At 52.7% G+C, this 22,110-nt stretch carries 25 protein-coding genes, 3 tRNA genes and 1 pseudogene; 15 read left to right on the top strand and 14 right to left on the bottom strand.

What is annotated here, in order from left to right:
* Positions 1-20 precede the first annotated feature (20 nt).
* Both ACOTYB_RS17680 and ACOTYB_RS17675 read right to left on the bottom strand, forming a co-directional pair.
* Positions 21-245 (bottom strand): DUF2594 family protein, encoded by a 225-nt coding sequence (locus ACOTYB_RS17680; RefSeq protein ID WP_003859644.1) that lies wholly within the window; start codon positions 243-245, stop codon positions 21-23.
* Positions 232-312, bottom strand: a complete 81-nt coding sequence (locus ACOTYB_RS17675) for a hypothetical protein (RefSeq protein WP_418235935.1) — start codon at positions 310-312, stop codon at positions 232-234. Before ACOTYB_RS17675 ends, ACOTYB_RS17680 begins: the two co-directional genes overlap by 14 nt.
* Positions 313-709: 397 nt before the next feature.
* On the opposite strand from ACOTYB_RS17675, the gene uvrY reads away from it, so the two are divergent.
* The 9 genes and pseudogenes from uvrY (at position 710) to ACOTYB_RS17630 (ending at position 5,988) form a co-directional block, all read left to right on the top strand.
* Positions 710-1,366, top strand: a complete 657-nt coding sequence (uvrY, locus tag ACOTYB_RS17670) for a UvrY/SirA/GacA family response regulator transcription factor (protein ID WP_409248992.1) — start codon at positions 710-712, stop codon at positions 1,364-1,366.
* Positions 1,363-3,195 carry an excinuclease ABC subunit UvrC gene (gene uvrC / locus ACOTYB_RS17665; RefSeq protein ID WP_003859650.1) on the top strand — a complete coding sequence of 611 codons (1,833 nt, stop codon included), beginning with the start codon at positions 1,363-1,365 and terminating at the stop codon, positions 3,193-3,195. The genes uvrY and uvrC overlap by 4 nt, the downstream gene beginning before the upstream one ends.
* 56 nt (positions 3,196-3,251) lie before the next feature.
* Positions 3,252-3,800, top strand: coding sequence for a CDP-diacylglycerol--glycerol-3-phosphate 3-phosphatidyltransferase (gene pgsA / locus ACOTYB_RS17660; protein WP_003859652.1), 549 nt, complete (start codon positions 3,252-3,254; stop codon positions 3,798-3,800).
* A gap of 163 nt (positions 3,801-3,963) precedes the next feature.
* Positions 3,964-4,039: transfer RNA gene (locus tag ACOTYB_RS17655), tRNA-Gly, on the top strand.
* 51 nt (positions 4,040-4,090) lie between these two features.
* Positions 4,091-4,164: transfer RNA gene (locus ACOTYB_RS17650), tRNA-Cys, on the top strand.
* Between the two features lie 11 nt (positions 4,165-4,175).
* Positions 4,176-4,262: transfer RNA gene (locus ACOTYB_RS17645), tRNA-Leu, on the top strand.
* A 292-nt stretch (positions 4,263-4,554) separates the two neighbouring features.
* Positions 4,555-4,707, top strand: a complete 153-nt coding sequence (locus tag ACOTYB_RS17640) for a hypothetical protein (protein WP_154816366.1) — start codon at positions 4,555-4,557, stop codon at positions 4,705-4,707.
* A gap of 2 nt (positions 4,708-4,709) precedes the next feature.
* Complete coding sequence (locus ACOTYB_RS17635; protein ID WP_045337573.1) at positions 4,710-5,033, top strand: hypothetical protein; 324 nt, start codon at positions 4,710-4,712, stop codon at positions 5,031-5,033.
* A 29-nt stretch (positions 5,034-5,062) separates the two neighbouring features.
* Positions 5,063-5,988 (top strand): annotated as a pseudogene (locus tag ACOTYB_RS17630) (LysR substrate-binding domain-containing protein).
* A 5-nt stretch (positions 5,989-5,993) separates the two neighbouring features.
* Here the strand turns inward: ACOTYB_RS17630 and ACOTYB_RS17625 are convergent.
* From ACOTYB_RS17625 to ACOTYB_RS17600, 6 genes are all read right to left on the bottom strand, one after another.
* On the bottom strand, positions 5,994-6,464 hold the full coding sequence (locus ACOTYB_RS17625) for a hypothetical protein (protein ID WP_032659207.1): 471 nt from the start codon (positions 6,462-6,464) through the stop codon (positions 5,994-5,996).
* Between the two features lie 163 nt (positions 6,465-6,627).
* On the bottom strand, positions 6,628-7,344 hold the full coding sequence (locus ACOTYB_RS17620) for an ABC transporter ATP-binding protein (protein WP_003859661.1): 717 nt from the start codon (positions 7,342-7,344) through the stop codon (positions 6,628-6,630).
* Entirely contained in the window at positions 7,341-8,216 is an 876-nt protein-coding gene (locus ACOTYB_RS17615; RefSeq protein ID WP_003859662.1) for an ATP-binding cassette domain-containing protein, read from the bottom strand. Before ACOTYB_RS17615 ends, ACOTYB_RS17620 begins: the two co-directional genes overlap by 4 nt.
* The gene (livM, locus tag ACOTYB_RS17610) at positions 8,213-9,487 is read right to left on the bottom strand and encodes a high-affinity branched-chain amino acid ABC transporter permease LivM (protein ID WP_003859664.1); all 1,275 of its coding nucleotides are present in this window, start codon (positions 9,485-9,487) and stop codon (positions 8,213-8,215) included. The genes ACOTYB_RS17615 and livM overlap by 4 nt, the downstream gene beginning before the upstream one ends.
* 11 nt (positions 9,488-9,498) lie before the next feature.
* Entirely contained in the window at positions 9,499-10,413 is a 915-nt protein-coding gene (locus ACOTYB_RS17605; RefSeq protein ID WP_003859667.1) for an ABC transporter permease subunit, read from the bottom strand.
* A gap of 68 nt (positions 10,414-10,481) precedes the next feature.
* A complete protein-coding gene (locus ACOTYB_RS17600; protein ID WP_421765852.1) occupies positions 10,482-11,603 on the bottom strand; it encodes a branched-chain amino acid ABC transporter substrate-binding protein in 1,122 nt (373 codons plus the stop codon).
* A gap of 411 nt (positions 11,604-12,014) precedes the next feature.
* On the opposite strand from ACOTYB_RS17600, the gene ACOTYB_RS17595 reads away from it, so the two are divergent.
* Positions 12,015-12,683: a YecA family protein gene (locus tag ACOTYB_RS17595; protein ID WP_220153180.1), complete on the top strand. Its 669-nt coding sequence runs from the start codon at positions 12,015-12,017 to the stop codon at positions 12,681-12,683.
* Positions 12,684-12,998: 315 nt separating this feature from the next.
* Here the strand turns inward: ACOTYB_RS17595 and tyrP are convergent, their stop codons facing one another.
* On the bottom strand, positions 12,999-14,210 hold the full coding sequence (gene tyrP / locus ACOTYB_RS17590; RefSeq protein WP_045897220.1) for a tyrosine transporter TyrP: 1,212 nt from the start codon (positions 14,208-14,210) through the stop codon (positions 12,999-13,001).
* A 191-nt stretch (positions 14,211-14,401) separates the two neighbouring features.
* Here tyrP and ACOTYB_RS17585 point away from each other — a divergent pair, with 191 nt between their 5' ends.
* Positions 14,402-14,638 (top strand): YecH family metal-binding protein, encoded by a 237-nt coding sequence (locus tag ACOTYB_RS17585; RefSeq protein WP_003859673.1) that lies wholly within the window; start codon positions 14,402-14,404, stop codon positions 14,636-14,638.
* Positions 14,639-14,674: 36 nt separating this feature from the next.
* On the opposite strand, the gene ftnA is transcribed toward ACOTYB_RS17585, so the two are convergent.
* Positions 14,675-15,172, bottom strand: coding sequence for a non-heme ferritin (gene ftnA, locus ACOTYB_RS17580; RefSeq protein ID WP_003859676.1), 498 nt, complete (start codon positions 15,170-15,172; stop codon positions 14,675-14,677).
* 200 nt (positions 15,173-15,372) lie between these two features.
* The gene (gene yecR / locus ACOTYB_RS17575; RefSeq protein WP_003859678.1) at positions 15,373-15,711 is read right to left on the bottom strand and encodes a YecR family lipoprotein; all 339 of its coding nucleotides are present in this window, start codon (positions 15,709-15,711) and stop codon (positions 15,373-15,375) included.
* Between the two features lie 245 nt (positions 15,712-15,956).
* On the opposite strand from yecR, the gene ACOTYB_RS17570 reads away from it, so the two are divergent.
* On the top strand, positions 15,957-16,595 hold the full coding sequence (locus tag ACOTYB_RS17570) for an RpiB/LacA/LacB family sugar-phosphate isomerase (protein WP_003859680.1): 639 nt from the start codon (positions 15,957-15,959) through the stop codon (positions 16,593-16,595).
* 43 nt (positions 16,596-16,638) lie between these two features.
* Here the strand turns inward: ACOTYB_RS17570 and ACOTYB_RS17565 are convergent, their stop codons facing one another.
* Positions 16,639-18,057, bottom strand: coding sequence for an MFS transporter (locus ACOTYB_RS17565; protein ID WP_409248990.1), 1,419 nt, complete (start codon positions 18,055-18,057; stop codon positions 16,639-16,641).
* Positions 18,058-18,271: 214 nt separating this feature from the next.
* On the opposite strand from ACOTYB_RS17565, the gene azuC reads away from it, so the two are divergent.
* Together azuC and ACOTYB_RS17555 are read left to right on the top strand one after the other, a co-directional pair.
* On the top strand, positions 18,272-18,355 hold the full coding sequence (azuC, locus tag ACOTYB_RS17560; RefSeq protein WP_003859682.1) for a stress response protein AzuC: 84 nt from the start codon (positions 18,272-18,274) through the stop codon (positions 18,353-18,355).
* A gap of 105 nt (positions 18,356-18,460) precedes the next feature.
* Entirely contained in the window at positions 18,461-18,712 is a 252-nt protein-coding gene (locus ACOTYB_RS17555) for a DUF2766 family protein (protein WP_003859683.1), read from the top strand.
* 80 nt (positions 18,713-18,792) lie between these two features.
* On the opposite strand, the gene ACOTYB_RS17550 is transcribed toward ACOTYB_RS17555, so the two are convergent.
* Together ACOTYB_RS17550 and ACOTYB_RS17545 are read right to left on the bottom strand one after the other, a co-directional pair.
* On the bottom strand, positions 18,793-20,136 hold the full coding sequence (locus tag ACOTYB_RS17550) for an anaerobic C4-dicarboxylate transporter (RefSeq protein ID WP_220316969.1): 1,344 nt from the start codon (positions 20,134-20,136) through the stop codon (positions 18,793-18,795).
* 141 nt (positions 20,137-20,277) lie between these two features.
* Positions 20,278-20,781, bottom strand: coding sequence for a non-heme ferritin-like protein (locus tag ACOTYB_RS17545; protein WP_032609548.1), 504 nt, complete (start codon positions 20,779-20,781; stop codon positions 20,278-20,280).
* 502 nt (positions 20,782-21,283) lie between these two features.
* On the opposite strand from ACOTYB_RS17545, the gene ACOTYB_RS17540 reads away from it, so the two are divergent.
* Entirely contained in the window at positions 21,284-21,841 is a 558-nt protein-coding gene (locus ACOTYB_RS17540) for a DJ-1/PfpI family protein (RefSeq protein WP_045329949.1), read from the top strand.
* Positions 21,842-22,110 lie beyond the last annotated feature (269 nt).

Here is a 22,110-nt window from a genome sequence, read left to right as displayed (position 1 = left end):
TTTGCATCCAGCCGTTTTTGTTACTGGCGGTAGGCTTGTTTAATTTGCTTAACCGTATTGGCAAAAACAGCGGATTCCGCCTGGTCTTCCATCTGCGCGATCTGTTTTTCCATTTTAATGATCACACGACCAGCATCAGCCTGGCCCATCGCCTGTAGCATAAGCGTCAGCAGCGACTTCAGGCAGTTTACTTCCTGTGCCAGTTCCTGGTTATTCTCGGCAGTGGCAAATTCAGGTGTGCTCATTTATTTTCCTCATTATAAAACAGCGCATGAGCGCGACGATGAAAGTTAAGGCGGCGGAGTATACCACAAGCTATGGCAAAAAATGCAGTGGTTGTTTTTTATACTTGTCGCGCCGCGATTATTGGTCGACGCGGATTATGAAGGTACTCTGTCCAATATGTTAGCGGCAATTAAATGTTTATCCCCGGTTCGTCATTCGTTAATTGTTGTTACAAAAAATCGCGCGCTCTTTTTCGTTTGGGTTAACAACTGTTTTAGTAACTTTTTGAATATCGATGCTAGAAAATAGCGGTAAAAGCCCAGCGGACAAGGGTTTTCTTTCCACTTGCTGTACAGCCTAATTTCCAAAAACGAGACCAGAATCGTATAGCCGATTTTTTAGCGTTTTAATCTTGCATGGAAAACCGTTAATATAAACCCAATTAGCAGTCAGTAGCGTTATCCCTATTCTGGAGACATTTCCTTTGATCAACGTCCTTCTTGTTGATGACCACGAACTGGTGCGCGCAGGGATACGACGCATTCTTGAAGATATAAAGGGTATTAAAGTTGCCGGCGAGGCGTGCTGTGGCGAAGATGCCGTCAAATGGTGTCGCGCTAACTCCGCAGACGTGGCGCTGATGGATATGAACATGCCCGGTATTGGCGGGCTTGAAGCCACGCGCAAAATCGCGCGCATGTTCGTTGATACCAAAGTTATCATGCTGACCGTCCATACCGAAAATCCGCTGCCTGCCAGGGTTATGCAGGCGGGTGCTGCCGGGTATCTCAGTAAAGGCGCCGCGCCGCAGGAAGTTGTCAATGCGATCCGCACCGTATACGCCGGGCAGCGTTACATCGCTTCTGATATTGCTCAACAGATGGCTCTGAGTCAGATTGAACCGGAAAAAACGGAATCTCCGTTTGCCAGTTTGTCTGAGCGCGAATTGCAGATTATGCTGATGATCACTAAAGGTCAGAAGGTGAATGAGATCTCAGAGCAGTTGAATCTCAGCCCGAAAACGGTCAACAGCTATCGCTATCGGATGTTCAGTAAATTGAACATTCACGGTGATGTCGAACTGACTCACCTGGCCATTCGCCATGGTTTGTGCAATGCGGAGTCGTTAATAAATCAGTGAGTGAAGCGTTCGATTCAAAAGCATTTCTGAAAACCGTCACCAGCCAGCCGGGCGTCTACCGAATGTACGACGCTGGCGGTACGGTTATCTATGTCGGTAAGGCAAAAGATCTGAAAAAACGCCTTTCCAGCTATTTCCGCAGCAATCTTGCCTCTCGTAAAACCGAAGCACTGGTCGCACTTATACACAACATTGATGTCACCGTGACGCACACGGAAACGGAAGCGCTGCTGCTTGAGCACAACTATATCAAGCTGTATCAGCCGCGCTACAACGTCCTGCTGCGTGATGATAAGTCCTACCCGTTTATCTTCCTGAGCGGTGATACCCATCCTCGCCTGGCGATGCATCGTGGCGCTAAGCATGCGAAGGGTGAATACTTTGGCCCTTTCCCGAACGGTTATGCCGTACGCGAAACGCTGGCGCTGTTGCAAAAAATCTTCCCCGTTCGCCAGTGTGAAAACAGCGTCTACCGCAACCGTTCCCGGCCGTGCCTGCAATATCAGATTGGCCGCTGCCTGGGGCCGTGCGTTGAAGGGCTGGTAAGCGAAGAAGAGTACGCGCAGCAGGTGGAATATGTCCGCCTGTTTTTAGCCGGGAAAGACGATCAGGTGCTGACGCAACTGATTACTCGTATGGAAAAAGCCAGCGCGGCGCTGGAATTTGAAGAGGCCGCACGCATCCGCGACCAGATCCAGGCGGTGCGCAGGGTGACCGAGAAGCAGTTTGTTTCTAATACGGGCGACGACCTCGATGTTATCGGCGTAGCCTTTGACGCCGGTCTGGCCTGCGTTCATGTGCTGTTTATTCGTCAGGGCAAAGTGCTCGGCAGCCGCAGCTACTTCCCGAAAGTGCCGGGCGGTACTGAGCTGGGTGAAGTGGTGGAGACTTTTGTCGGCCAGTTTTATTTGCAGGGCAGCCAGATGCGTACGCTGCCCTCGGAGATCCTTCTAGACTTCACGCTCGACGATAAAACCCTGCTGGCGGAGTCGCTTTCAGAGCTGGCAGGCCGTCGGGTGAATGTCCAGACGAAACCGCGGGGCGATCGCGCGCGTTATCTGAAGCTGGCGCGAACCAATGCCGCCACGGCGCTGACCACCAAACTGTCCCAGCAGTCGACCGTCAGTCAGCGTTTAACCGCCCTTGCTACGCTGCTCAAGCTGCCGGAAGTGAAACGCATGGAATGCTTCGACATCAGCCATACGATGGGTGAGCAGACCGTGGCGTCGTGTGTGGTCTTTGATGCGAATGGCCCCCTGCGGGCAGAGTATCGTCGCTATAACATCACCGGCATTACGCCCGGTGACGATTATGCCGCCATGAACCAGGTGCTGCGCCGTCGCTATGGTAAAGCGATTGAAGAGAGCAAAATCCCGGACGTTATCCTTATCGACGGCGGGAAAGGGCAGTTGGGGCAGGCGAAGGCGGTATTCGAATCGCTCGACGTAGAGTGGGACAAGAACCATCCGCTGCTGCTAGGGGTAGCGAAGGGGGCAGATCGTAAGGCTGGCCTGGAAACGCTGTTCTTTGAGCCGGAAGGCGAGGGCTTTAGCCTGCCGCCGGATTCCCCTGCGCTGCACGTGATCCAGCATATTCGCGATGAGTCGCACGATCATGCCATCAGCGGGCACCGTAAAAAACGGGCGAAAGTGAAAAATACCAGTACCCTTGAGACGATTGAAGGCGTCGGGCCAAAACGTCGCCAGATGCTGTTGAAGTATATGGGCGGATTGCAAGGATTACTCAACGCCAGTATGGAAGAAATTGCAAAAGTGCCGGGTATTTCGCAAGGGCTGGCAGAAAAGATCTACTACTCGTTGAAACATTGAGGGCTCTGTAGCAACATAGAGCTAAATTTTACTGACAACAGACAGTTACCGTCATCATGCGATTTAATATCCCTACGTTGCTCACTCTCTTTCGCGTTGTGCTCATTCCGTTCTTCGTCCTGGCATTTTACCTGCCGGTCGTCTGGGCGCCTTTTGCCTGTGCGCTTATTTTCCTGATCGCTGCCGTGACGGACTGGTTTGACGGTTATCTGGCGCGTCGCTGGAACCAGAGCACCCGCTTTGGCGCGTTCCTCGATCCGGTTGCGGATAAGGTGATGGTAGCAATCGCGATGGTGCTGGTGGCGGAACATTATCATACCTGGTGGGTGACGCTGCCTGCCGCGACCATGATTGGACGTGAGATTATTATCTCTGCCCTGCGCGAGTGGATGGCGGAGCTGGGTAAACGCAGCAGCGTGGCGGTGTCCTGGATTGGGAAAGTTAAAACCACTGCGCAGATGGCGGCGCTGGTGTGGATGCTGTGGCGTCCGAATGCCTGGGTTGAGTGGGCCGGCATTGGTCTGCTGTGGGTTGCGGCGGTGCTGACATTGTGGTCAATGCTGCAATATTTGAACGCTGCGCGCGGTGATTTGCTTGAACAGTGATCGTTTCGGCTTAATTTTCAGCAAACGATCCTGAGATGCAAAAAATAACGTTGACTCATAACGTCATATCAGTAGAATGCAACGCATCGAACGGCGGCACAGTTAGCCGGACGATAATGAAATCAAGTGGTTAGGAAGTCGTTAAATAGTTACTTGATGACATGCGGGAATAGCTCAGTTGGTAGAGCACGACCTTGCCAAGGTCGGGGTCGCGAGTTCGAGTCTCGTTTCCCGCTCCAGATTAAAGCATCGGCAGTTTGCGGGTGCAGGTCGAAAGACAACAGATTTAAGGCGCGTTAGCAAAGCGGTTATGTAGCGGATTGCAAATCCGTCTAGTCCGGTTCGACTCCGGAACGCGCCTCCACTTTCTTCCCTGGCCGGATGGTGGAATCGGTAGACACAAGGGATTTAAAATCCCTCGGCGTTCGCGCTGTGTGGGTTCAAGTCCCACTCCGGCTACCATGGGAAAAAACAGAATAATCAAAGCAATAAGCAGTGTCGTGAAACCACCGAAAGGTGGTTTTTTTGTGCCTGCAATTCCCCCTTCCTGACAATAAATCTTATTTTTCGTGCCTGACCCATGCACAACCATAATTTTTCGATCATTATGCGTTGAGGGCGTTTCCTTATCGCGTAAATTCTTATATCTCCGTTTCATCGATTGCCCTGCGGCAGCTTCGCAGATAACTTCATTTGGATTTTCCTTAGAAAAAGTGGAAGAGCTTGCAAATGGGCTGGGCAAGGGTATCAACAAATGATCAAAACATTGTTCTCCGGCGACAAGCTCTCGAACGTACAGGATATGAACTACGGCTGGCAAGAGGCATCTAAAACCGCAATGGCGCTGGATTTGACCACTGGGAGCATTACGGGATGGCAGATGTACCAGATAGCTAAAGAGAATTGATTATGTCACAAGAATTAGAATTTTCGCTTCATCCACCCGTTTGGCCTGCCATCGTCTATTTTGTTGTATCTGTTGCAATTTTTTTCTTGCTTTATCTCGGGAAACTAAAAGTTAACAGGCTGCATAAATACCCGCTATTTATCGCATATCTGGTGTTTGTAATCGCTGTTGCAGCCGTTCAGATAAACATCTTTGCTAATGGCTACGAGTTTGTCCGCAGCTTTTTGCATATCGATTTTGACCCCTATCGATATGACTCGGTATATTGGGGATCATTGTTTTTCTCCATAATTTACTTGCTGGCGTTGCCCCGGAACAAGTTTTAGCATAATGAAATTTTCATTTAAGGGACGTTATGTCTTTACCGCCATTGTATGCACTGCGTGCGTTTGAAGTTGCTGCGCGGTTGAACTCCTTCAGTAAAGCCGCTGAAACGCTCAATATTACGCCGGGTGCGGTCAGCAGACATGTTCGTACCCTTGAACTGTGGTTCGACTGCGAGCTTTTCAAAAGGCAAGGTCCTCGCGTGGAGGTCACTGAAGCCGGGCGAGTGCTTGCCGGACAGCTGAACGAGAGCTTCACGAGCATTGAATGGGCCTGCCGGGCATTTCGCAGTAAAACCACCTGCTGCGGTTAAAAGCACCCAGCACCCTGACCATGAGATGGCTTCTCGACGTGCTGCGATCTTTTCGCAACAACCATGCAAAACCACAGGTTGAGATTGCCAGCGTCTGGATGGACATTGATACCGTTGATTTCAATCTTGAGCCCTACGACTGCGCCATCCTTCTTGGTAATGGCCGTTTTGGTGACACAACGGAAAGTCAGCTGCTTTTTCATGAATGGCTTATCCCGGTTTGTACTCCATCACTTATCGAACCGGCCCGGCAACGGCTTCCGCAATGTGATTTGATCCATCCTTCACCGGACAGACGTGACTGGCGGCGCTGGCTGCGAAGAACAGGATTGTTCCCGGGGCTCGATATGAGCAGCGGTATGGTGTTCGATACCCTTGAACAGGGAAGTATTGCCGCGATGAACGGGCACGGCATCGCTATCGCCGACCTGCATCTCACGCTTGATGCCCTGAAAAGCGGCCTGCTGGGCCTGCCGTTCAGGGAAGCTATTGCGACAGGGGATGGCTACTACCTCGTCTGGCCAAAAAATTCACTCAAAAGAGAGAGCATTCAGCATCTTCTGGCCTGGCTGCAAAACCATACCCCGGTCGTTCCGGCGCTGGATATCGATTATCTGGAATACGATGACAATCGGGTTTATTAATACCGTCATGAATAAGATATGTTTGCCATCTTTTTATAACGTTCTGGCAAAGCGCTGTTCAGGCTGAGTACCTTATCCAGAATATAAAATGCTGGCGTGTTTTTCTGTTGCTCAGCGTCAATGATTGCCGCGCGTAATAGCGTGGCGGCAGACGAAATCTTGTGAAAATAGTCCTCAGACTCGGGCGTCTGTAATTCACCCGACGTGGCGTAACGCACGTCCGGCCAGCCGGAGAAGTCGAGCAGCGGAAGGGGCTTTCCTGCTTCAGGATGACAGGCTGAAATCAGCGCAGCCGCTTGCTTAGGGTCGCGATGGGCAACGGATAGCATGTATACGCGCTGCGCAAACGGTGACAGAGCCTCAGAGTGATGTTTCGTCGCCATAAGCATGGCCATAAAATCCTGTAAATCATCGGCTGAATCGGTGTCAGGTGGTAATACAGTTTTCAATAACTGATATAACGCATCAAGTGTCATATTTGCCCCGGATCCTCTTATCATTATTATTCAGTTTGCGGCTGAACGTTTTATCGACCCGCGCAAAGGCGGGTCGTGAAGATGATATTTGAATGCGGTCGCATCAGAAAAACGATTAATAATGGCAATCACTGTGAGTTTTTCTCACTATAGCCTTTTCGTTTCACACTCCACCCAGGTACGCCTTCCTCACCTCCGGATCCTTCAGCAACGCCTCGCCGCTGCCGCTTAACCGAATCTGGCCGTTAACCATCACATAGCCGCGGTCGGACAACTTCAGCGCGTGGTGCGCATTCTGCTCGACCAGAAAAATCGTCATTCCGTTACGGGCCAGTTCGCGCAGCGTCTGGAAGATCTGTTTAACCACGATTGGCGCGAGGCCGAGGCTGGGTTCATCCAGCAGCAGAAGTTTAGGACGGCTCATCAGCGCGCGGGCGATAGCCAGCATTTGCTGTTCACCGCCTGAAAGCGTCATCGCCCGCTGGTTACGTCGCTCTTTGAGGCGAGGGAAGAGGTCGAACATGCTTTGCATATCTTCCGCTGCATGCTGATTGCCGACGGGGATTGTCCCCATCAGCAGGTTCTCTTCTACAGACATATCCGGGAAAATGCGTCGTCCCTCAGGTGCCTGCGCGATGCCGCCGGTGGCAACATAGTGGGTAGATTTGTGGCTGATATCCTCGCCGCAGAAGAGGATCTGCCCGTTGCGGATCCGGGGCTGACCAAAGACAGACATCAGTAATGTTGACTTCCCCGCGCCGTTAGCGCCAATCAGGGCAACGGTTTCCCCTTCGTTAACCTCAAGCGAAACCTGCTTCAACGCCTGGATCACCCCGTAGAAAACATCCACATCCTGAAACTGAAGCATCGGTTCGCTCACAGATTTACCTCGCTTTCGTCGGTGCCCAGATACGCGGCAATCACTTTTTCATTGTGCTGAATCTCAGCCGGTTTACCTCTGGCAATTACATCGCCGTGATCGAGCACAATGATGTCATCTGAAATGCCCATCACCATCCCCATATCATGCTCGATCAGCAAAACCGTGATGTCATGGTGGTCGCGCAGGAACCGGATGATCTCACTCAGCTTGTGCGTCTCCACCGGGTTCAGGCCGGCAGCAGGTTCATCGAGACAAATCATCTCCGGGCCGGTACACATGGCGCGGGCGATTTCGAGGCGTCGTTGCTGACCATAGGACATTTCCCCGGCCAGACGGTTCGCGCAATCCACCAGATCCACCACCTCCAGCCAGTAAAACGCCCGGTCCAGCGCATCGTTTTCTGCCCGACGATACGCAGGGGTATTCAGCACACCCGCCAGCAGATTGCGGTTGACGCGCATGTGCTGTGCCACCAGCAGGTTTTCCACAACAGACATCTCGCGGAACAGGCGGATGTTCTGAAACGTGCGCGCAAGACCCGCGCGGTTCACCAGATGCGTGCCGCCAAACATTTTATAGAACAGGCGTTGACCAAGCTGCGCCGGGTTGAGCCAGTCGCCCGGCTGGAATTTCTGGCCGAGCACCTGAATGACATTGGTGGTTTTATTTCGTGCATTGAACAGAATGTTGCCGCCGGAGGCCCGGTAGAAACCGGTCAGGCAGTTAAAGACGGTCGTTTTTCCTGCGCCGTTAGGCCCAATCAGTGCGGTAATGGAGCCGCGCTGCACCTCAAGATTGACGTCGTTTAAGGCCTTGATCCCGCCGAAGTGCATCATCAGATGTTCTACACGTAAAATCGTTGCGTTCATGGCGCCACTCCTTTACGCACGGTAAATCCGCTGCGGTTGATGCGGATCAGACCGCGAGGACGCCAGATCATCATCACCACCATCAGCATGCCAAACAGCAGCACCCGGTATTCCGCAAAGCTGCGCAGCAGTTCCGGCGTGACGGTCAGCACAAAGGCGGCCAGTACGACGCCGACGGTGGAGCCCATCCCGCCCAGGACCACAATGGCGAGGATCAGGGCCGATTCAAAAAAGGTGAAAGAGGTCGGGTTAACAAACCCCTGGTAGGTGGCAAAAAACACCCCGGCGATACCTGCCGTCGATGCGCCCAGGGTGAAGGCCGAGAGTTTGACCAGAACGTGATTCAGCCCCATGGAACGGCAGGCAATCTCATCCTCACGGAGCGCTTCCCACGCCCGTCCAATGGGCATTCGGGTCAGCCGGTGTTTAATGTAGAGCACCAGCATGACTACCAGGAAAAGTACCGCATAGATGAAAATAAACTTCATGTTGGGGTTATAGGTCAGGCCGAAGAACTCGTGGAAGGGGACGCCGCCTTCTTTGGCGCGTCGGCCAAACTCAAGGCCAAAAAAGGTTGGGGCAGGGGCTGAAACGCCGTTTGGCCCGCCGGTGAAGGTGAGCCAGTTGTTCAGCACCAGGCGGATGATCTCGCCAAACCCGAGCGTGACGATGGCGAGATAATCCCCGTGCATGCGCAACACCGGAAAGCCAAGCAGGGCGCCTGCGCCCGCGGCCATTAGCGCCGCCAGCGGCAGCATGCTCCAGAACCCAAGCCCCAGATACTGATACCCGAGCGCCAGCCCGTAAGCGCCGATGGCATAGAAGGCGACATAACCCAGATCCAGCAGCCCTGCCAGGCCAACAACAATGTTCAGCCCAAGACCGAGCAGGACGTAGATCAGTCCGAGAATGGCAACCGTCAGAAGGTATTTCGTTGCTACAAACGGGAAGCAGATCGCCAGCGTGACAATCAGCGGAATGATCCAGCGCATGCGGCTTTTATACGCCGGCGGCCGGACATACACGCCCGCATTGTCGGATTCAAACCGCGTCTGTAAACGTCTTCCGGCCGCCGTAGCTGAAAAGGCGCTCAGCAAAAAACGTCCCACCATCACCGTGCCAACAATCCACGCCAGCCGCTGGCCGTCAAAGGTAAAGCTGTAACCATCCAGTATCACACCCGCAATCGGGCCGAAAATAATCAGGGCGATCATTCCAGAAAAAATTGCGTCCAGAATGCAGCGCTTCAGGGAAAAACCGTCAGAGGTCATCGCGTTGTTCCTTACACTTTAGCCACGACAGGGCGGCCCAGCAGCCCCTGAGGACGGAAGATCAGAATTAAGACCAGCAATCCAAACGAGAACACGTCTTTATAATCCGAGTTCACCATCCCGGAGAATTGCGCTTCTGCGACGCCCAGAATCAGCCCGCCAAGCATCGCACCGGGCAAAGAGCCGATGCCGCCCAGCACCGCCGCCGTAAAGGCCTTGATGCCGATAACAAACCCGACGTAAAAATCAAAGGTGCCGTAATTCATGGTGATCAGCACGCCCGCCAGCCCGGCCATGGCTGCGCCGATAACAAACACCAGCGAAATTATTCTGTCAGTGTTGATACCCAGGATGGAGGCCATCTTACGATCCTGCTGTACCGCACGGCACATGCGTCCTAAGCGGGTACGGTTGATAATCCAGGTCAGCACCAGCATGCCCGCGAACGAGGCGATGAGGATAAAGACTTTGGTATAGGTTATCTGGACAAACCCTTCGCCAAGGTGAAAACGCAGCACGCCATCAAGCATGGTGGGCACGCCCTGCTGGCGCGGGCCCTGGCTGAGCTGGACGTAGTTTTGCAGTATCAACGACATCCCGATGGCCGAAATCAGCGGCGCCAGACGCGTCGAGTTGCGTAGCGGCTTATAGGCGATGCGCTCAATCGTCCAGCCATAAACGCCAGTGACCACGATGGTGAAAACCAGCGTTCCCAGGATCAGCAGCGGAAAGGAGTGGAGTCCAAAAAACGCCAGCAGGGCCAGGCCAATGGCCGAGAGATAGGCGGAGATCATATACACTTCGCCGTGAGCGAAATTGATCATACCGATGATGCCGTACACCATGGTGTAGCCGATGGCGATAAGACCGTAGACCGACCCCAGCGTTAAGCCATTAATTAATTGTTGCAGAAAGAATGTACTCATGGTCGCGCACCTGAATAAAGGGTTACGCCGACAGTCAGACCTGCCGGCGCTGAGCAGATTCCGTCCCGTTATGGCACTTCTTTATATTTGCCTTTGTCATCCCACTGGTAGACCACGTAGTCAGAGACTTTGAGGTCACCTTTGCTGTCCCAGGCTTTTTTACCCATCACCGTGTCGACAGGGGTGGCCTTCAGCCACTCGCTGGCTTTTGCGGAATCCGTCCCTTTCGTGGCCTTGAATGCCGCCGCGATAGCCTGCACAGACGCGTAGGCGTAGAGGGTGTACCCTTCAGGTTCAAATTTACCGGTGCGGAATTTCTCGATGACGGCTTTTCCGTCCGGGATCAGGCGCGGATCTTTACCGAAGGTCATGTAAATACCGTTGGTGTACTGTGCCCCACCGGCGGCGGTGACCATCTCTTCATTGACGATACAGTCTCCCGAGAAGAACTTCGCCTGCACGCCCTGTTCACGCATCTGGCGAACCAGCGGGCCCGCTTCCGGGTGACAGCCCCCGAAGAACACCACGTCCGGTTTTTGTGCGCCGATTTTGGTCACCAGCGCGTTAAAGTCTTTCTCCCCGCGGGACAACCCTTCGTACATCACCTCCTTAACGCTGCGTTTCGCCAGCGCCGCTTTAGTGGCATCCGCCAGCCCCTGACCGTAGGTGTCTTTATCGTGGATGATGACCACCCGTTTGGCTTTCAGCTTATCAAGAATAAAATCGCTGGCGACCTGGCCCTGCTGGTCGTCACGTCCGCACATGCGAAATATGTCGCTCATGCCACGTTCGGTAATCAGTGGGTTCGTTGAGCCGGGAGTGATGGAGAGGATCCCGGCATCGCTATAGACCTCGGAGGCGGGCATGGTCGACGAAGAGCAGAAGTGGCCGACGACCGCTTTCACCTTATCCTGATCGACTAAGCGGTTGGCAACGGCGACGGCCTGTTTGGGCTCGCAGGCGTCGTCGCCCTGAACCAGTTTGATTTTCTCACCGTTGATCCCGCCGGCGGCGTTAATGTCTTCCGCCGCCTGCGTAGCGCCATGCCAGTATTGATCGCCGTAGGTTGCGTTCGGGCCTGTGAACGGCCCGGCCACGCCGATGACGATATCGGCCTGCGCGGAAAAGGCCGTCACCAGACAACCGGCCAGCACCAGGGAGAGGGGAGTTTTGGTAAATTTCAGCGACAATATTATGTTCCTTAGCAAAGAGGTTTTTGCACCAGGTATAAACCCGAACGCCTGATGGCATCGTAAATCCAAAAACAAGAGCGAGAACAAAATGCACTTTAGAAGCAATCTCATGCTTAATACGGCGAGGATCCCACGCACCGCGAAGCGCGCAGAACATTAAGCAAAAAGGTTGCCAGAATGGTTAATCCCTTGACCGGGTCACAACACGTTGAGTATAGAGCGCCGTTTTATGCGCCTTTGCGGGATGATATGAATTTACAGCGGAGATCACATCTCCTTAACAACAAAGCCCATAAGTTGTGCAACGGTCACGATTTGCACGTTTTTGCAGCAATAAAGACCTAAACTTCAGATAGGCACGCGCGGCGATATATGTCAGGATCGTTTTTTTTATCAGGAGTATCAGCAATGGCTGAAGGCCCATTAAATGAAAGCGAGATGGCGTTGCTGGAAGAGATATTAATCTCTTACGGTCACGACGATGCATCCGTTATTGACGTGTCCGAACTGGACGGCATGCTTACCGCAGTACTTTCCGGTCCCGTTGTGGTGGAGCCCGACACCTGGCTGGTGGCGGTCTGGGGTGGTGAGAAATATATTCCTCGCTGGAAAAACGATCGTGAGATGAACCGTTTTATCGATCTCTGCTTTAAGCACATGAACGATATTGCCGAGCGTTTGAGCGAATACCCGGATCAGTTTGAACCGCTGTTTGGCTATAACGACGTTGACGGTCAGAGCTATACCGTGGTGGAAGAGTGGTGCTATGGCTACATGCGCGGCGTGGCGCTGACGGACTGGTCATCCCTGCCGGAAGCGCTGGAAGCGGACCTGGCGGTGATTGCCCTGCACGGGACGGAAGAGAACAGCGAGAAGCTGGATGCGCTGACCGAAGAGGAGTATATGGCCAGCATCGAGAGCATTCAGCCTGCGGCGCTGCGCTTGTATAACTACTGGGTGGCTAACCCGCAGCAGCCGGAAGCGAAAAAGCCGATCGTGAACGGGTCGAAGGTGGGGCGTAACGACCCGTGCCCGTGCGGGAGTGGGAAGAAGTTTAAAAGCTGCTGCCTGCATTAAATCATTAATTACTGTGGCCTGAATGGGGCACGGGTGTTGAGTCCCCGCTAAAATCGGCGAACCGGAGACCAGATGACAAGAGCTGGACGCCATGGATGGCGGCCAGAGGCGAATCGAGACAGGATGTCGAGTTGAGCCGACCGCAGGCAGATGGTCGGGAGGTGAGCGCAGTGCGAAGCACCGATTTTCCGCGGGGCCGCGGGGATTGATAAGGGGGCCGCGGCGGCCCCTTATCCCGTTCACATGCTGTGAAAAAATTATATTCTGTTGATCTTAAGGTGAACGGAACAGTACCTCAGGACCTGTATAAATAAGTTATCCCACTTCCGGCAGCATCCCCGCTGCAATCAAAATCTGCACCAGAATAATCGCCACGCCGCACCCAAACACCACGCACAGCATTGGCGTACCGCCCGCTACGCGATACCCCTGCTGCGGATGTTGCTGGCGGCTCTTCCACGCCAGCAGGGAAGGCAGCAGCAGGGCCAGTACCGATAACGCCACGCCGGCATACCCCAGCGCCATCACAAACCCGCGCGGGTAAAAGAGCGAGAAGGCCAGCGGCGGCAGGAAGGTCATCGCCCCCGTCTGTAAGCGTCCCGCAACGGTATTGCGACGCTGGAACAGATCCGCCATATAGTCAAACAGACCAAGCGCCACGCCGAGGAAGGAGGTTGCCAGCGCCAGGTCTGCAAACAGATGTACCGCCAGCTCCACGTGTGAAGAGGCCACCACGTTACGCAGGGCAACCAGGAATCCATTCAGACCAGAATGCTCTGCCATCAGGCCGATAAAGGTATTGGAATCAATACTGCCCAGCGTCACCAGCTGCCAGAACAGGTAAGCAATCAACGGAATGGCGCTGCCGATAACAAAGACGCGGCGTAGCTTGCGAATATCACCGTTCATATAGCTCACGATGCTCGGTACGCTGCCGTGAAAACCGAAGGAGGTGAAAATAACCGGGATGGCCGAAAGCGCCAGACCTTTCTCCAGCGGGAGGGAGAGCAGGTTAATCTTGTGAACATGCGGTGCCAGCAGCACCAGCATCACAACAAGGAAAAGAATTTTGGCGCTGAACAAAAAACGGTTAAACAGATCGACCAGCGATGTGCCCGCGCAAACCACGCCGCCACCAATCAGCGTAAAGACAATGGCGCCTGTTTCCGGTGAAAGCGACGCACCGAAGCCGTCATTGATACTTGACGCAATCAACTCTCCGGCGCCGCTGATGTAAGCGGCAGTCAGGGCGTACATCAGGAACATCATGCTGAAACCGGTGATCCACTGCCCGTAGCGTCCAAGATAGCGTGCAGCCAGGGAGCCTAAGCCAGTATCGGCAGGGACATGCTGATAAACCTCCAGCAATAATAGCGCGGTGTAACACATCAGGGCCCACAGACCGCCCAGCAGCACTACGGTAACCCCAAACCCGACGCCAGCGGCAGCCAACGGCATGGCCAACATTCCTGCGCCAATTGTCGTTCCGGCGACGATAAAAATACTTCCCAGAGTTCTGTTCTTCACGCTTTCCTCTACAACGCTTCCATACCGCGACTCATTCTGCGGCGCAGAGTAAGGGAAAAGCCCGGTCTCGTCAAATCACCGTTACATAGGGTGTAAAAATTAATTTACAAAAAGAAAAGGGTAACCTGAGCCAGCGCAAAGCGTGCCGTGGAGGGAGCGTTTAGTCTGCTTTTTATTTACGAGAGGTAACCATGTCAATTCACGGACACGACGTGCTGAATATGATGATTGAGTCAGGTGAGAGGTATACTGAGGAGAGTCTGGTTGAGGCGATACATGCCCGCTTTGGCGAAGCGGCGCGTTTCCATACCTGTTCAGCTTCAGAGATGACGGCCGCGGAGCTGGTGGCGTTTCTGGCGGCGCGCGGAAAATTCATTCCGGCAGCAGACGGATTTTCCACTCACGAAAGTAAAATTTGCCGTCATTAAATAAAGCGGTGCTGAAAACTCAGCACCGCTTTTCTGTTAATTCTGCGTGTCGAGCGTCGACAGCTCTTTATCAATGAAGTACAGACCTTCCCCGGATTTACCTGCCAGAGATAATTTATCCAGCACGGATTTAAACAGCTTCTCTTCTTCGTGCTGTTCAGCCACATACCACTGAAGAAAATTAAAGGTTGGATAATCCTGGCTGGTCATGGCGGCATGAGCCAGTTCATTAATTTTCTGGGTGATCAGCTGTTCGTGCTCATAGGTGGCGCGGAACAGTTCATCAAGAGAGCCGTATTCGGCAAAAGGGGATGCCACGTTATCAATACGCGGCAGGCTGCCGGTGTCCGTCAGGTAATCAAACAGACGCTGCATGTGCGTCATCTCTTCCTGGGCATGACGACGCAGGAAGGCGGCCGCTCCTTCAAAGCTGTGATAGCTGCACCACGCGCTCATCTGCTGATAAAGCAGGGAAGAAAAAAGCTCAAGATTCATTTGCGCATTGAGCTTGTCGATCATTTCAGTTTTTAACATGGTGCAGCTCCGGTTTATTAATTCTGGTTCACGATGAGCGACACTATAATTTGTTATTTAATTATTTGCAAAAAGTAAAATAAATATTTCTTTATTAAAAATACGAATGGGAATAAAACGCATTGCCGATATTTATATTTATTAATGAGAATTGTTTTAGTTCTTATTAAATAAACTGCCAGCGTGACTGGCAGTAGCGGTTAATACCACGGATTCTGGCTGGAAGAGGTAACAGCATATCCCTGACATTTATACTGAATGGTCACACTTTCGTTCAGACAGAGTGAACCGCTGATCAGGGTGCAGGTTTTAATTGGCTGCCCGTAGGCTGACGCGGTGGCGTAGCCCATATGTTGACAGGCTTTGGTTGCCGTACCGTTATTAACATACTCATCAGACCAGGCGTTTTGCAGCATGGCCTGGCCATAGTCGAGGCGCACAATTCCGTTTGGGGCATCCGTACTGCTGATTTCTGCCTGACGGTTGATACTGCACCCAGCGAGCAACAGGATCGTTCCGGCTATGATTATACGTTTCATGGTTCACTCTGCGTGACGGGAAATACGCCATTGTAACCAACGCGATATGACGCAATGGCCGGAATAGCCGGAGGATCTGCCCTCTCACTGTGCAACGAGCCGGGCCACCGCGCGAAATTGTGAGCGCATCTTTGTTTTTTAAAACAAGTTTTCACTTAATTTGAAAGTGTGTTTGTTTGATAGTAAGGTTAAGTGGAAAAAGTATCCACAGCGGGATCGCCCGCCATGCATTCAGGAGAGACAAGATGAAAATTGCACTGATGATGGAAAACAGCCAGGCCGCTAAAAATCCCATCATCCTTAATGAGCTGAAAGCCGTTGCTGATGAGAAAGGTTTCCCGGTCTATAACGTCGGTATGAGTGATGAGAACGATCATCATCTCACCTATATTCACCTGGGCATCATGGCGAGCATTCTGCTTAACGCTAAAGCTGTCGATTTTGTTGTCACCGGCTGCGGTACCGGGCAGGGCGCGTTGATGTCCCTGAACATCCATCCGGGTGTGATTTGCGGTTACTGCATCGATCCTGCGGATGCCTTCCTGTTTGCGCAAATCAACAACGGTAACGCGCTTTCTCTGCCTTTTGCAAAGGGCTTCGGCTGGGGGGCAGAACTGAACGTACGCTTTATCTTTGAGAAAGCGTTTACCGGACGCAATGGCGAAGGTTATCCACCAGAGCGTAAAGAGCCGCAGGTGCGTAACGCCGGGATCCTGAACCAGGTGAAAGCGGCGGTGGTGAAAGAAAACTATCTGGATACCCTGCGAGCAATCGATCCTGAGCTGGTTAAAACCGCCGTCTCAGGCCAGCGCTTCCAGCAGTGCTTCTTCGAGAACTGCCAGGACAAAGAGATCGAAGCCTTCGTGCGCGGTATTGTTGGCTGATTCCGTTTTGCCGGGCGGTGCGTTGCCTGCCCGGCAGATAGCGTTACTTTTTCGATGAGACCGCGCTGCCTGCATCTTTGGTCAGACGCAGCGTGTCAACCATTCCCACCAGGCAGATTAGTGCGATCGCCACAAATGCCAGCCGGAAGCTCATTCCCGGCATGCCGGCAATCCCCATCGCCTCACTGACTTTTTCCCCGATACGAATACCAATCGCCCCGAGCGTGATCCCAAGCCCCACGGCAAGCTGCGTTGCGGTTGAAAACAGAGTATTGGCATAGCTCATCTGCACCGATGGCACATCCGCAAAAGCCAGCGTACTGATGGCTGTAAACTGAATCGAACGGAAAACGCCGCCCAGATAGAGGATCAGCATGACGAGCCACGCGGGCGTCTGCGGCGTCAGAAACGCGCAGGCCAGCAACGCCAGGACATTCAACGCACCGTTAATCAGCAACAGCCGCTTAAACCCCAGGCTGCGGATAAGCGGCGTCGTCGCCGGTTTAATGGTGAGATTGCCAACGAAAACCGCCAGCACCAGCAGGCCCGAATGGAACGCGTCCATGCCAAAGCCGACCTGGAACATCAGCGGTAACAGGAACGGAACCGCGCTGATGGAGGCGCGAAACAGCGATCCGCCATACAGGGTGACGCGAAACGTCGGCACCTGCATCGCATCGAGTCTGATCATCGGCCAGGTTGTCCGCTTAAAGTGACGCAGTGCCAGACTTAACGCGACGATACCGACGATAAACAGCGTGGCGGTTAATCCTGTTCGCAGAGGCTCTGCGCCCATCAACTCCATCGCATAAACCAGGCTCACCATGGCAAGGGTGGTGACAACAAAACCCGGTAAATCAAACGGTCGGCGCGTATCTTCATGCAGGTCTGGAATGATGCGCAGTGCCAGCAAAATGGCGATTATCCCCAGCGGCACGTTAATAAAGAAGATCCAGCGCCAGACGGCATAGCTGGTAATGAACCCACCCAGCGGCGGGCCGATGATCGGCGCGACCAGCGCAGGCCACGTCAGGGTGGCGATTGCCGTGATGAGCTGATGTTTTGGCGTGGTGCGTAGCACGGCCAGGCGACCCACGGGCACCATCAGCGCGCCACCCATGCCCTGAAGGACGCGCATCGCGACGAACTGATCGAGCGTGGTGGACAGGCCGCAAAATACCGAGGCCAGCGTGAAGATTGCCAGCGCGAGGGCAAACACTTTTCGCGCGCCGAAGCGGTCGGCGATCCAGCCGCTGGCGGGGATCAGCACGGCCAGGGTGATCAGGTAGGCGCTGATGCCGATATTCAGATCCACGGCCTGTACACCGAAGCTTTTTGCCATGTCCGGCAGCGCGGTGGCAATCACCGTCCCGTCCAGAAACTCGATAAAGAAAGCACCGGCCACCAGCAGCGCCGCAGGCGATAATCCACGGCTCTCTTTGCCGGATACGTTTTCACTCATTCTCTTCCTGCCCGCTCAAAAAATTTTATAAACATTTACTGGAATTTATAAGACTGTAACGTGCAGATTTATCATGGCTTTTTTTAACAAACCAGCAGCACTGAGGGTTTAATAACCGTGATGCAGGTCACAAAATGGTTGATTTTTGTGATGATGGTCATATTATGAGCGTATTGACAATAACACCTGCATAACACGTTACTGGAGCAACATAATGAAACTGCGCAAAATCCTGAAAAGCATGTGGGCAAACTACTGCACAACGTTTAAAGACGTCCCACCGGGTGCGATGTTCTGATAAAAAACCTGCTTCGGCAGGTTTTTTTATGTCTGCGGACGACGAGAGGGAGATGGAAGGGCGTCTGTTTTGCTACTATGGCGGCCTTTGAATAAGGAGAACCCCATGTCACAAAACCTGAGCGCCGATCAGGAACTGGTATCTGACGTCGTCGCCTGCCAGCTGGTTATCAAACAAATCCTTGATGTGATTGACGTTATCGCGCCGGTTGAGGTACGCGAAAAGATGTCGACCCAACTGAAAAACATCGATTTCACCAACCATCCTGCTGCGGCGGACCCGGTTACGCTCCGCGCGATCCAGAAAGCGATTGCGCTGATTGAACTCCGCTTCACACCGCAGGGTGAGTCACACTAAAATAAACCGATGTTTTAAAATTAGAAACCCTTTTCTGCTTTTACGTCGAAGGGCGACAAAGCCTGTCGCCCGCAGAAGGATCAGAAGAACGTCTGCACCAGCAGATAGCTCACCACGCAGGCACAGCTGACGCCAATCAGCCCCGGCAGAATAAAGCTGTGGTTGATGATGAATTTACCGATGCGGGTGGTACCGGAGCGATCGAATCCGATACAGGCCAGATCGCTCGGATAGGTCGGCAGCACAAAGTAGCCGTAGGATGCCGGGAAGAAGGCCACCAGCATTTTCGGATCGATGCCCAGCATCAACCCCATCGGGGCGACCGCGGTCAAGGCCGCAGCCTGGCTGTTGACCAGTTTTGATACCAGGAACAGCACGATGGCATACGTCCAGGGATGACTCTTCACCACCCCCTCCAGCGCCATTTTCAGCTCGTCGAGATGCGCCTGAAAAAAGGTATCGCTCATCCACGCCACACCAAACACCGAGAAAATCGCGACCATCCCCGCCTTAAATACCGCCCCGTTTGAAATGGCCGACGCATTCACCTTGCAGGTCATCAGCATGATGGCCCCGGCGATCAGCATCATCATTTGAATGACAAGGTTTATCGACAGGGCTGTCATTTTCCCTTTGATCTCAAACGCCGGACGCAGCTCGGGCAGCGCACCCAGCAGGACCACAACGGCAATCCCGGCGAAGAAGATCCACGTTGACCAGTAGGCCTGTTTCGGGAAACGCTGATCCATCAACGTCTCCGTTCCTCCATAGATAAACTCCCGCTGTTTCGGATCTTTCAGCTTTTCCTGAAATTCAGTATCGTCTGCGAGGTTTTTCCCCCGGCGCAGGCTCCACAGTGCCGCAATGGCGACGCCAGACAGTGAGGCCGGTACGGAAACGGCGAGGATTTCGAGGATCCCCCACGCGTGACCGATGCCGTGCTGCGCACCCAGAATCGAGACCAGCGAAACGACGGCCACGGAAACGGGGGAGGCGGTGATCGCCATCTGAGAGGCCACCGAGGCCACCGCCATCGGCCGTTCCGGGCGAATGCCTTTTTTCAGGGCGATATCCGCGATAATGGGAAACATGGTGTAGACGACGTGACCGGTCCCGCAGAGGAAGGTCAACATCCAGGTGGTAAACGGTGCGAGAAGGGTGATGTGTTGGGGATGTTTACGCAGCAGGCGCTCTGCAAACTGCATCATTACATTAAGGCCACCGGCGGTCTGTAGCGTGGCCGCACAGCCGATGACGGCGAGGATTGTGAGCATCACGTCAACGGGCGGTTTACCGGGTTGCAGACCAAAGACAAAACTTAAAATAAACAGGCCGATACCGCTTATCAGCCCCAGGCCCATCCCGCCGAAGCGGGTGCCTATCAGCAGGCAGAGGATAATGACAATAAACTCAATGGTGATCATGATGCTCCCTCGTCAATGAATGTAATTAAACAAATCATTACACGATGTGTGGTTATTCATTGGGAGCAAGATCTGATTTGTTAAATTTCAGCAAAAGCAGGGAGTTGGTACCCACCCCCTGACGGGAGCGGGTGAAGGGACTTAGTGGTGTTGCACGGTAGCTATGTCGAGAAGATGGCGGTCCGTCTGCTCCAGACAAATCCCCGCACGTTTCGCGTTGCGGATTTCATCTGCGAGCGTCTTCAGCAGCATGCCATCCTGCTGCTGCTCTCTGTCCATATCGCGTAAAAACGTGAGGGTAATGATGTCCCGTTGCGCTTTGGCTTCATCAGCCAGTTTGCTCAGCTTCGCACAGCGTTGCTCATACTCTTCGAGCGTTTTCTGGAACAGTTCTTCCAGAGAAGTGTAATTATCTTCAATCGTTTCAAGCTCTTTGACGGTAGGGTTTGCCCCGACAGCTTTCAAAAAGTTAAAGACACGCATCATGTGCGTGACGTTACTTTGCGCCTGAGTACGAAAGAAGGTGGCAGTGCCGTTGAGGCTTTTTCTGGAACACCACGCGCTCAAATGCAGATGCAGATTTGAAGCATAAAACTCCAGGTTCATCTGGGCATTCAGTTTTTGCATCATCGTTTGGGTAGTCATTCTCATATCCTTATTGACTGTGGGACTTGATGTCCGCTACTTAACCTGACCCGGCAGGTATTGACGATTGAATGGCAGAAATAGATTTCTGCAAGGTAAAAACTCGAAAATTCACTTCCTGTGTTCGATTTAAATAAGCATACGCTTCTCTTCGACTTAAGAAAACTCTTAATTGGGCTGTGTTTACCATAGATTACAAATTTAAATATAGCCCAGAATAGAAAGAAGGTTACGAGATTGGTAATTATATAACATGTTGATTTAAAAGGGTGTAAAATTAATTTTGCTCATTTTTATCGTTTCAGTAAACGTTCTTTGGCGGGAAATTCTGTAAAAGTGATAAATCAGAAATAATATTTGCAAATATATCCTGTCGTATCAAATTTGAGCTAAATCAATTTTCACTCAATATACGGTTCTGTGATCGCGGCGCAAGATTGTGATCTGATAACGCGAGAAAATGAAACGATGTTTTACATTGTTTCATTATTTGAGGTTTATGATGGCTAACGTTGCGGTGCTGCTGGCACCTGGTTTTGAAGAAGCAGAAGCGATTATCACTATTGATATTCTGCGGCGTTTACAGATTGAGGTGGAGACGCTGGCCTGCGCGGAGTCCCGTGCGGTAGTGAGTTACCATAATATCCCCATGGTGGCTGACAGTACGTTAACGGAGCGCATTAATAGGCTGTATGACGCGGTCGTGTTGCCCGGTGGGCCGCAGGGGAGCGTCAATCTTGCTGCTAACCAGGAGGTGATCCGCTTTGTTTCCGCCCATGACGAGCACGGCAAACTTATCTGCCCGATCTGCTCTGCGGCCGCGCGGGTGCTGGGCGGTAACGGGCTACTGAAGGGGCGCCGCTACGTCTGTTCCGGCGATCTGTGGCAGAGCGTTGATGATGGAGTATATGTAGATGCGCCGGTCGTGGAGGATAATAACCTCATTAGCGGCAAGGGGCTGGGGCACGCTTTTGACTTTGCGCTGACGCTCTCTGCTCGTTTGTTGGGTGACGACACCCCCGTGCGCGATCATGCTGAACACATCTATTACCGCTGGTAAATTTTCTGCCGGACGCTAAGGCGTCCGGGTTACAGGGATTTCTTAGCTGACCTTATGGATAATCCTGCTTAACTCCTTTCCATTTGTAGGACAATTACGTCCTTTTTTATGTCATTTTCCGCTGAATTTATGTACGCAATTACTGTAATTCTGCGGTGTGATGTCGCTCTCTTATGGATGATTAATTTCCCGCTAAAACTATCTCCAGCAATAACGCTTATAACAAGGTAAGCGCTAATGCCTTGTTTTAAGTCCGATTAAATAAGTTG

The organism is Enterobacter cloacae complex sp. IR5450, assembly GCF_049238665.1.
Classification (GTDB): Bacteria; Pseudomonadota; Gammaproteobacteria; order Enterobacterales; family Enterobacteriaceae; genus Enterobacter; species Enterobacter hormaechei_C.
This window is presented reverse-complemented; position numbering and strand designations above follow the sequence as displayed.

Excerpts from the sequence above, each read along its gene's own strand:
- pgsA (WP_003859652.1), top strand. The coding sequence starts at position 3,252 with ATGCGATTTAATATCCCTACGTTGCTCACTCTCTTTCGCGTTGTGCTC.
- ACOTYB_RS17625 (WP_032659207.1), bottom strand. The coding sequence starts at position 6,464 with ATGACACTTGATGCGTTATATCAGTTATTGAAAACTGTATTACCACCT.
- azuC (WP_003859682.1), top strand. The coding sequence starts at position 18,272 with ATGAAACTGCGCAAAATCCTGAAAAGCATGTGGGCAAACTACTGCACA.
- ACOTYB_RS17615 (WP_003859662.1), bottom strand. The coding sequence starts at position 8,216 with ATGAACGCAACGATTTTACGTGTAGAACATCTGATGATGCACTTCGGC.
- ACOTYB_RS17640 (WP_154816366.1), top strand. The coding sequence starts at position 4,555 with ATGATCAAAACATTGTTCTCCGGCGACAAGCTCTCGAACGTACAGGAT.
- livM (WP_003859664.1), bottom strand. The coding sequence starts at position 9,487 with ATGACCTCTGACGGTTTTTCCCTGAAGCGCTGCATTCTGGACGCAATT.
- ACOTYB_RS17605 (WP_003859667.1), bottom strand. The coding sequence starts at position 10,413 with ATGAGTACATTCTTTCTGCAACAATTAATTAATGGCTTAACGCTGGGG.
- yecR (WP_003859678.1), bottom strand. The coding sequence starts at position 15,711 with ATGAAACGTATAATCATAGCCGGAACGATCCTGTTGCTCGCTGGGTGC.
- ACOTYB_RS17555 (WP_003859683.1), top strand. The coding sequence starts at position 18,461 with ATGTCACAAAACCTGAGCGCCGATCAGGAACTGGTATCTGACGTCGTC.
- ACOTYB_RS17680 (WP_003859644.1), bottom strand. The coding sequence starts at position 245 with ATGAGCACACCTGAATTTGCCACTGCCGAGAATAACCAGGAACTGGCA.
- ACOTYB_RS17540 (WP_045329949.1), top strand. The coding sequence starts at position 21,284 with ATGGCTAACGTTGCGGTGCTGCTGGCACCTGGTTTTGAAGAAGCAGAA.
- ACOTYB_RS17585 (WP_003859673.1), top strand. The coding sequence starts at position 14,402 with ATGTCAATTCACGGACACGACGTGCTGAATATGATGATTGAGTCAGGT.
- ACOTYB_RS17550 (WP_220316969.1), bottom strand. The coding sequence starts at position 20,136 with ATGATCACCATTGAGTTTATTGTCATTATCCTCTGCCTGCTGATAGGC.
- ACOTYB_RS17570 (WP_003859680.1), top strand. The coding sequence starts at position 15,957 with ATGAAAATTGCACTGATGATGGAAAACAGCCAGGCCGCTAAAAATCCC.
- ACOTYB_RS17565 (WP_409248990.1), bottom strand. The coding sequence starts at position 18,057 with ATGAGTGAAAACGTATCCGGCAAAGAGAGCCGTGGATTATCGCCTGCG.
- ACOTYB_RS17635 (WP_045337573.1), top strand. The coding sequence starts at position 4,710 with ATGTCACAAGAATTAGAATTTTCGCTTCATCCACCCGTTTGGCCTGCC.
- ftnA (WP_003859676.1), bottom strand. The coding sequence starts at position 15,172 with ATGTTAAAAACTGAAATGATCGACAAGCTCAATGCGCAAATGAATCTT.
- ACOTYB_RS17545 (WP_032609548.1), bottom strand. The coding sequence starts at position 20,781 with ATGACTACCCAAACGATGATGCAAAAACTGAATGCCCAGATGAACCTG.
- ACOTYB_RS17595 (WP_220153180.1), top strand. The coding sequence starts at position 12,015 with ATGGCTGAAGGCCCATTAAATGAAAGCGAGATGGCGTTGCTGGAAGAG.